Source organism: Stenotrophomonas maltophilia group sp. LNF247 (genome assembly GCF_054083135.1).
The window spans coordinates 200,031-208,509 of record NZ_JBSRQL010000007.1; the positions used below are offsets into that span (position 1 = coordinate 200,031).

An 8,479-nucleotide genomic window follows, 5' to 3' on the forward strand; every position below is an offset into this window, starting at 1 on the left:
GCCCGCGCTGCGCGCGGTAGTCGACTGACAGTCGACTCTACAGGGGCGGTCTCCGGCAAAGTCTGACAGCCACATGCGAAGGCGCCCTAGGGCGCCTTTGTTGCATGCGCTCGATAGTGGGGGGATGACCAACCAAGCTGACGAGGCGCTGCTGCGCCTGTTGATGGCAGGCGGCGCGCTGGCACCACGGCGGGCCCTGCTGCAGGCCGCAGGCAGGGCGGAAACCGCGATCGCGCAGGGTGCCGCGAACTGGCGCGCGCACGGTTGCACGCCAGAGCAGTGCGCCGCACTGGACCGCCCCGACGCCCGGGCCTTGGCCGTGGCACGGCGCTGGCTGGAAGACGACAACCAGCACCTGCTGGCCTTCACCGATCCGGCCTTCCCCCCGCCCCTGCTGGATGTCCCCAATCCCCCCCTTGCGCTGTTCATCGCCGGCGACCCCAGCCGGGCCTGGCGCCCATCGGTTGCGCTGGTCGGCAGCCGCTCGCCAACGCCGGGCGGACGCGCGCTGGCAGCCCGGTTTGCCGGCTGCTTCGTCGACGCCGGGCTGGCGGTGACCAGCGGCCTGGCGGCGGGCATCGATGCCGCCGCCCACCAGGCCACGCTGGACGCGGGGGGCTGCACCGTGGCGGTGATCGGCACCGGACCGGACCGCGCCTATCCGGACAGCCACGCCCGGCTGCAGGCGCGCATCGCCGCCGAAGGCGTGGTGCTCAGCGAGTACCTGCCCGGCACGCCCGCACGCCCCGGCCACTTTCCTGCCCGCAACCGGCTGGTAGCCGGGCTGGCCCTGGCCACGGTGGTGGTCGAGGCCGCCCAACGCTCGGGTGCCCTGATCACCGCACGCCTGGCCGCCGAGGCCGGCCGCGAGGTCTGCGCCCTGCCCGGCTCGGTGCTCAATCCGCGCGCTGCGGGCTGCCACAGGCTGATCCGCGAGGGTGCCGCACTGGTCGAGCGCCCGGAGGAGGTCCTCGAACTGCTGGCCCCCGCCCTCCGCCAGCAGCTGCCGGGCTTGCAATCACGGCTGGCCACCCCCACTGAACAGGCATCGCCCGCACGCCTGCCGGCGCACTGGGCCGACGACCCTGACTACCAGTGCTTGTGGCGGGCGCTGGAGCACAACCCAAGCAGTATGGATTCACTGATCACACGCTGTGGATTGACGGCGCCCCAGGTGTCCTCCATGCTGCTGGCCATGGAACTGGCGGGAATCGTGGTGTGCGTACACGGCCGCTACTGTCGAACTCCCTAGTTTCTTCACCTCCACAGCGTCGCGCGACGCAGGCCGAGGGGCAATGAAAGAGAGCATCCTGGATGTACTGCTGTACCTGTTTGAACACTATTTCAGCGAAGATGCGGACCTGATCCGTGACCGCGATTCGCTTCAGAACGGCCTGATCCAGGCCGGTTTCAGCCCAACCGAGATCAACAAGGCGTTCGACTGGCTCGATGCCCTGGCCGCGCAGCGGCCGAGCGTGGCCCAGGCTCGGGTCGATGGCCCCGTGCGCGTGTACCACGGCCCCGAGCTTGACAAGCTGGACGTGGAATGCCGCGGGTTCCTGCTGTACCTGGAACAGCACGGCATCCTCGATGCCGACCAGCGCGAGCTGGTGCTGGACCGGGCAATGGCCCTGGACCAGGACGAACTGGACCTGGACGACCTGAAGTGGGTCGTGCTGATGGTGCTGTTCAACCAGCCCGGCTCCGAGGCGGCGTATGCCTGGATGGAGACGCAGATGTTCATGGACGAGCCAGAACCCCTGCACTGACCGTACACTTGGGGGCATAGCGCATTCAGGAGCGTCCCCGTGAGCGAGTGGTTCCATGCAGAAGGCAACCGGCAGCAAGGCCCGCTGCCGGCGGAACAGTTGGTCGAGTTGTTCCGCAACAACCAGATCTCCCTGGACACCCTGGTCTGGCGCGACGGCCTGCCGCAATGGCAGCCGTTGCGCACCGTGGTCGACGAGCTCGGCCTGATCGTGCCGGCGCTGGACGCCGCTGCACCGCCCGTGGAACCCGAACCGGAGCCGGCAGCACCGCCTCCGCCGCAGCCACCGGTGCTGCCACCGTCCACGCCCTACGCCACCAGCGCAGCGGCCAGCGCCCTGCCGACGCCGAAGAAGAAGCTGTCCGGCTGCGCCCTGACCGCCATCATCGGCGGCGGCCTGCTGCTGGTGCTGGTACCGATCGTGGCCATCCTGGCCGCCATCGCGCTGCCCGCCTACAACGACTACACCCTTCGCGCCAAGGTCGCCGGCGCAGTGACCACACTGCAGCCGCTGAAGGACCAGGTGCAGCATTTCGCCGATGACGAAGGCCGCTGCCCGGGTGGCAACGACGCCGGCTTCCCGGCCCCGGGTGATTTCGCCCATGCAGGGCTGTCAGCGGTGAACATCGGTCGCTTCAACAACGGCCACTGCGGCATCGAAGCCACCCTGGCGCTGCCCGGCAAGAGCCTCGATGGCGATCTGCTGTGGCTGGAATACGATCGCGACAGCGGCCGCTGGGAATGCAGCGGCGAGAGCAACGACAAGTACCTGCCGCCGTCGTGCCGCGGCTGAACCGCGCGCACGCCAGCACCTCCAAGGATGATTCAACAGGGAACATGCAATGACTGAGTGGTACTACGCCGAAGGACAGCAACGCCAGGGCCCGCTGCCGGTCCAGGAGATCCGCCAGCGCTTCCAGCGCGGCCAGCTCAACCTGGACACCCTGGTCTGGCGGGAGGGCATGGCCCAGTGGGCTGCGCTGCGGCAGATGGTCGACGAGCTCGGCCTGCAGACGCTGGCCGATGCCAGCACTGCCAGCAGCAGCGGCGGGTTCGACCTGCGCAGCGACTACGCCGCCATCGACAGCGGCACCGCACCGCTGCCCGGCACCGGCGCGCTCAGCAGCTCGCCTTACAGCGCTCCAGCGACCACCAGCAGCGGTGGCCACGCGCAGCCGGTGGTTGGCGGTGAAGTGGTCTACGCAGGCTTCTGGAAGCGTGTGGCGGCCTACATGATCGATTACTTCGTGCTGGTCGTCCCCGGCAGCATCATCGGTGCCATTCTTGGTGCGATACTCGGCGCCAGCATGGGCGCGGTGGGCAGCGGCGAATCGGCCATCGAGATCGTTGCCCAGCTGGCCAGCGCCCTGATCAACCTCGGCATCGGCATGGCCTACTACACCTGGTTCCATGCCTCGCAGGGCGGCGCCACGCTGGGCAAGATGGCAGTCGGTATCAAGGTGGTGCGCGGCAACGGCGAACGCCTGACCAAGGCCCGCGCATTTGGTCGCTACTGGGCCATGCTGCTGAGCAGCTTCACGCTCGGCATCGGTTTCCTGATGGCCGCCTTCACCGAACGCAAGCAGGGCCTGCACGACATGGTCTGCGACACCCTCGTGGTCGACCGCTGGGCCTACACCGACCAGCCGCAGCTGCAGCGCCGGGAGCTGGGCACGGTAACCGTACTGGTGCTCGTGCTGACCGGCCTGCTGTCTCTGGTCGGCCTGGCCCTGCTGGTGTTCGCGGTAGGCTTCATCGCCAAGATGGCCTCGTGAACGGCCATCCTCACGCCTGGCTGCTTGACACGGGCCGGCCGGGCGTGATTCCTCTAATAAGGTGAAACCTGAACGCCCGGCACATTACCGGGCGTTCAGTTTATGGATTTGCCCGTGGCCGCTTCACTAATGCGGCCGTTTGCTCCACCCTAGCGGCCCCTTCTCCCGGTCCGCCCACAGACCTCTCCCGACATGCCCAAGCACCTGCTCATCGTCGAATCGCCAGCCAAGGCCAAGACGATCAACAAATACCTCGGCAAGGACTACACCGTCCTGGCCTCGTATGGGCATGTGCGTGACCTGATCCCGAAGGAAGGCGCGGTCGACCCGGACAACGGGTTCGCCATGCACTACGACGTGATCGACAAGAACGAAAAGCATGTCGATGCGATCGCCAAGGCCGCCAAGGGTGCCGACGACATCCTGCTGGCAACCGACCCGGATCGCGAAGGTGAAGCGATCAGCTGGCACATCGCCGAGATCCTGAAGGAACGCGGGCTGGTCAAGGACAAGCCGATGCAGCGCGTGGTGTTCACCGAGATCACCCCGCGCGCCATCAAGGAAGCGATCAGCCAGCCGCGCGCGATCGCCAGCGACCTGGTCGATGCCCAGCAGGCGCGCCGCGCGCTGGACTACCTGGTCGGCTTCAACCTGTCGCCGGTGCTGTGGCGCAAGGTCCAGCGCGGCCTGTCCGCAGGCCGCGTGCAGAGCCCGGCGCTGCGCATGATCGTCGAGCGCGAGGAAGAGATCGAAGCCTTCGTCGCCCGCGAATACTGGTCGATCGCGGCCGAATGCGCGCACCCGTCGCAGCACTTCAACGCCAAGCTGGTCAAGCTGGACGGGCAGAAGTTCGAGCAGTTCACCATCACCGACGGTGACACCGCCGAAGCCGCCCGCCTGCGTATCCAGCAGGCCGCGCAGGGCTCGTTGCATGTCACCGACGTGGCCAGCAAGGAGCGCAAGCGCCGTCCCGCGCCACCGTTCACCACCTCGACCCTGCAGCAGGAAGCCTCGCGCAAGCTCGGCTTCACCACCCGCAAGACCATGCAGGTTGCGCAGAAGCTGTATGAGGGCGTGGCCATCGGCGACGAAGGCACCGTCGGCCTGATTTCGTACATGCGTACCGACTCGGTGAACCTGTCGCAGGACGCGCTGGCGGAAATCCGCGACGTGATCGCCCGCGACTACGGCATCGCCTCGCTGCCGGACCAGCCCAACACCTACCAGACCAAGTCGAAGAACGCCCAGGAAGCGCACGAAGCGGTGCGCCCGACCTCGGCCCTGCGCACCCCGGCCCAGGTCGCACGCTTCCTCACCGACGACGAGCGCCGCCTGTACGAACTGATCTGGAAGCGCGCCGTCGCCTGCCAGATGATCCCGGCCACGCTCAATACCGTCAGCGTCGACCTGTCGGCCGGCAGCGAGCACGTGTTCCGTGCCAGCGGCACCACGGTGGTGGTGCCCGGCTTCCTGGCCGTATACGAGGAAGGCAAGGACAGCAAGAGCGCCGAGGACGAGGACGAAGGCCGCAAGCTGCCGGCGATGAAGCCGGGCGACCGCGTGCCGCTGGAACGCATCCAGGCCGAACAGCATTTCACCCAGCCGCCGCCGCGCTACACCGAAGCGGCGCTGGTGAAGGCGCTGGAAGAGTACGGCATCGGTCGTCCCTCGACCTACGCCTCGATCATCCAGACCCTGCTGTTCCGCAAGTACGTGGAAATGGAAGGCCGCAGCTTCCGCCCGTCCGACGTCGGCCGCGCGGTGTCCAAGTTCCTGTCCAGCCACTTCACCCAGTACGTGGACTACGACTTCACGGCCAAGCTCGAAGACGAGCTTGATGCCGTTTCGCGTGGCGAAGAAGAGTGGATTCCGCTGATGGCTCGCTTCTGGGAGCCGTTCAAGGAACTGGTGGAAGACAAGAAGGAATCGGTCGACCGCGCCGAGGCCAGTGGCGCGCGCGAGCTTGGCACCGATCCGAAGACAGGCAAGCCGGTCAGCGTGCGTCTGGGCCGCTTCGGGCCGTATGCCGCCATCGGCAGCACCGCCGAGGACGCCGAGGAGAAGCCGAAGTTCGCCTCGCTGCGCCCTGGCCAGTCGATGCACACCATCTCCCTGGAAGACGCGCTGGAGCTGTTCCTGATGCCGCGCGCGCTGGGTGAGGACAAGGGCGAGCCGGTCAGCGTCGGGATTGGCCGCTTCGGGCCGTTCGCCAAGCGTGGCAGCACCTACGCCTCGCTGAAGAAGGAAGACGACCCGTACACCATCGACCTGGCCCGTGCCGTGTTCCTGATCGAAGAGAAGGAAGAGATCGCGCGCAACCGGATCATCAAGGAATTCGAGGGCAGCGACATCCAGGTGCTGAACGGCCGCTTCGGCCCGTATATCAGCGACGGCAAGATGAACGGCAAGATCCCCAAGGACCGCGAGCCGGCATCGCTGACCCTGGCCGAAGTGCAGCAGCTGATGGAAGAAACCGGCAAGCCGGTGCGCAAGGGCTTCGGCGCCAAGAAGGCGGCAGCGAAAAAGGCACCGGCCAAGAAGGCGGCAGTGAAGAAGGAAGCGGCGCCGAAGAAGGCTGCTGCCAAGAAGGCGCCGGCAAAGAAGGCGGTGAAGAAGGCCGCCGCAAAGAAGGCCCCGGCGAAGAAAGCCGTCAAGAAGGCCGCTGCGAAGAAGTAGATCCACGCCATGCGTGGATGAGGGGCAAGGTGTGCGGACCAACGGTCCGCACCTACCGTCCGCGCCGACCACCCCTTCTGCACGCAGCAGGGGGATAATGGAGGCCCACGCCGGGCCGGTCGCCGCCATGAAAGAACTCACCCTGGACTCTGCTGTCGCCACGCTCCGCGCCGGCGGCGTGATCGCCTACCCGACCGAAGCGGTCTGGGGCCTGGGCTGTGATCCCTCGCAGGAAGCGGCAGTGCACATGGTGCTGCGGCTGAAGCAGCGACCGATCGAGAAAGGCATGATCCTGGTCGCGGCCGAGCTGGCGCAGCTGGAAGGCTGGGTGCGCCTGCAGGCGCTGCCCGACGCCCGCCAGCGCGCGGTACTGGCCAGCTGGCCCGGCGCCAACACCTGGATCCTGCCCGCTGGCCCGCGCGCGCAGCCCTGGGTCACCGGCGAACACAGCGGCATTGCGGTGCGCATCAGCGCGCACCCGCTGGTGGCCGAACTCTGCCGCGCCTGGGGCGGCCCGCTGGTCTCCACCAGCGCCAATCTGGCCGGCGAACCACCGGCGCGCAGCCGCGAAGAGCTGGATCCGCGCCTGCTGCGCCTGCTCGACGGCATCCTTGACGGACAGACCGGTGGCCTGGCCCAACCCACCCCCATACGCGACGCGCTCAGCGGCAACGTGCTGCGGTCCTGAGCCACCGATTGCACTGCCGCGGACAATCACGCACGCTGCCGCCATGAGCCTGCTGCGCGCCACCTTCAGCCTGTGCCTGCTGCTGCCGTGGACGGCGTCCGCAGCCGAAGACGTGCGGGTGTACCGCTGCGTTTCCAGCAACGGGGCCGTGGCCCTGCAGGACACGCCCTGCAACAGCGGCCGCCAGCAGGTTCGCGACCTGCAGCGCCCGCGCGATCCCGCTCCACGGGTGGTGCGCAGTGATGCCCCGCCTGCGCCGCCCGGCGAAACCCCGGTCATCCGCGAGCGCGAAGTCCGCCACGTCTACATCCAGCCGCCGCAGCCGATGTACGAATGCGTGAGCGATGATGGCCGACGCTATACCAGCGACAACAACGAAGGCAATCCGCGCTGGGTGCCGTTGTGGACCAGTGTCTGGCTGCCACACGCCCATCACGGCCCGGCCTACCCCGGACCGCGCCCGGCCACCGGCACGCCGATCGGCGAAGGCGCGGGTTATCGTCCCCCCTCGATCGGCATGGGCGTGCAGGTTCCGGCCGGCAGCGTGCTGGTCCGCGACAGCTGCCATGCGTTGCCGCCGCAGGAAGTCTGTGCGCGACTGCGTGATCGCCGCTGGGAACTGGATCGCCGGTACAACAGTGCGCTGCAGAGTGAACGCACCGCCATCAGCAACGAACAGCGCGGCATCGATGCGCGCCTGTCGCGCGATTGCGAACGCTGACCGCAGCAAGCCGCCGCGGCCTGTACGCTGTACGCATGAACCGAGTGATCTGGCTGCTCCTGGTGCTGCTGCCTGGAAGCGCATTGGCCGAAGAGGGCGTGATCTACCGCTGTACCTCCAGCAGCAGTGACATCCCTACCCTGCAGCGCACGCCGTGCCCCACTGGCAGCAGGCAGCAGGTGCTGCGCATACCCGGCAAGGGCAACGCGCAGCCGGCCGCCGCTGCCCCTGTGGCCGCTGAACCTGCCCCCACCCCGGTGGAAACACCCGCGCCGCTGCCGGCCAACCCGGGTGTTGCGCCTGCGGCCCCAGCGAAGGCACGACGCGCGGACGAAGGACGCACGATCATGGAAGCAGGCATGGTCGAACACGAAGGAGACGACCAGATCCTTGACAGCGCGACGCTGCGTCGCGATGCCGAGGCCCGTGCTGCTGGAAGTGACGGTTCACCGAAGCCGCCGCTTCCTCCTATCTTCCAGTGCACCGACAGCCAGGGCGGCGGCTACCTGTACGAGTACGAGGCTGCGCCAGGTCGCTGCGAGCTGATGACAGTACAGGGCCTTGGCGGAGTGACGCCGGTGAATGCCGCCAGCTGTGAAGTGGTGCGCGATCAGTGCGAAGCGCTTCCCGAAGCACAGCGCTGCGGTGCCTGGCAGCAGCGCTTCCGCGATGCCCGCGGCCGGGAGCGCTTCGCCGCGCCCGAGAACCGCGACAGCGCGCGCAAGGACCGCGAGCGGTTGCAGGGTGTGCTGGAGGCCAGCAACTGCCCGGTGCCGGGGTGACCGCCATCCGGTAGTGCCGGCCGCTGGCCGGCAACTGCAATCAACTGAATATCCTGTGGTTGCCGGCCG

General features: G+C 67.8%; 8 protein-coding genes. All 8 read left to right on the plus strand.

Annotated features, from left to right (window positions below; translation table 11 throughout):
* Nucleotides 1-124: 124 nt before the first annotated feature.
* The 8 genes from dprA to ACTXG9_RS09795 all read left to right on the plus strand — a co-directional run bounded on the left by dprA (nt 125) and on the right by ACTXG9_RS09795 (nt 8,410).
* Nucleotides 125-1,252 (plus strand): DNA-processing protein DprA, encoded by a 1,128-nt coding sequence (dprA, locus tag ACTXG9_RS09760; RefSeq protein ID WP_456115648.1) that lies wholly within the window; start codon nt 125-127, stop codon nt 1,250-1,252.
* Nucleotides 1,253-1,295: 43 nt separating this feature from the next.
* Complete coding sequence (locus ACTXG9_RS09765; protein WP_005411195.1) at nt 1,296-1,769, plus strand: DUF494 family protein; 474 nt, start codon at nt 1,296-1,298, stop codon at nt 1,767-1,769.
* A gap of 39 nt (nt 1,770-1,808) precedes the next feature.
* Complete coding sequence (locus ACTXG9_RS09770; RefSeq protein WP_206621884.1) at nt 1,809-2,561, plus strand: pilin; 753 nt, start codon at nt 1,809-1,811, stop codon at nt 2,559-2,561.
* A 49-nt stretch (nt 2,562-2,610) separates the two neighbouring features.
* Nucleotides 2,611-3,543 carry an RDD family protein gene (locus tag ACTXG9_RS09775; RefSeq protein ID WP_134730044.1) on the plus strand — a complete coding sequence of 311 codons (933 nt, stop codon included), beginning with the start codon at nt 2,611-2,613 and terminating at the stop codon, nt 3,541-3,543.
* Nucleotides 3,544-3,735: 192 nt separating this feature from the next.
* A complete protein-coding gene (locus ACTXG9_RS09780) occupies nt 3,736-6,219 on the plus strand; it encodes a DNA topoisomerase I (protein ID WP_021203233.1) in 2,484 nt (827 codons plus the stop codon).
* Nucleotides 6,220-6,316: 97 nt separating this feature from the next.
* A complete protein-coding gene (locus ACTXG9_RS09785; RefSeq protein ID WP_019660786.1) occupies nt 6,317-6,907 on the plus strand; it encodes a Sua5/YciO/YrdC/YwlC family protein in 591 nt (196 codons plus the stop codon).
* A 43-nt stretch (nt 6,908-6,950) separates the two neighbouring features.
* Nucleotides 6,951-7,628 carry a DUF4124 domain-containing protein gene (locus tag ACTXG9_RS09790; RefSeq protein ID WP_021203232.1) on the plus strand — a complete coding sequence of 226 codons (678 nt, stop codon included), beginning with the start codon at nt 6,951-6,953 and terminating at the stop codon, nt 7,626-7,628.
* 35 nt (nt 7,629-7,663) lie between these two features.
* A complete protein-coding gene (locus ACTXG9_RS09795) occupies nt 7,664-8,410 on the plus strand; it encodes a hypothetical protein (RefSeq protein WP_188249659.1) in 747 nt (248 codons plus the stop codon).
* Nucleotides 8,411-8,479 lie beyond the last annotated feature (69 nt).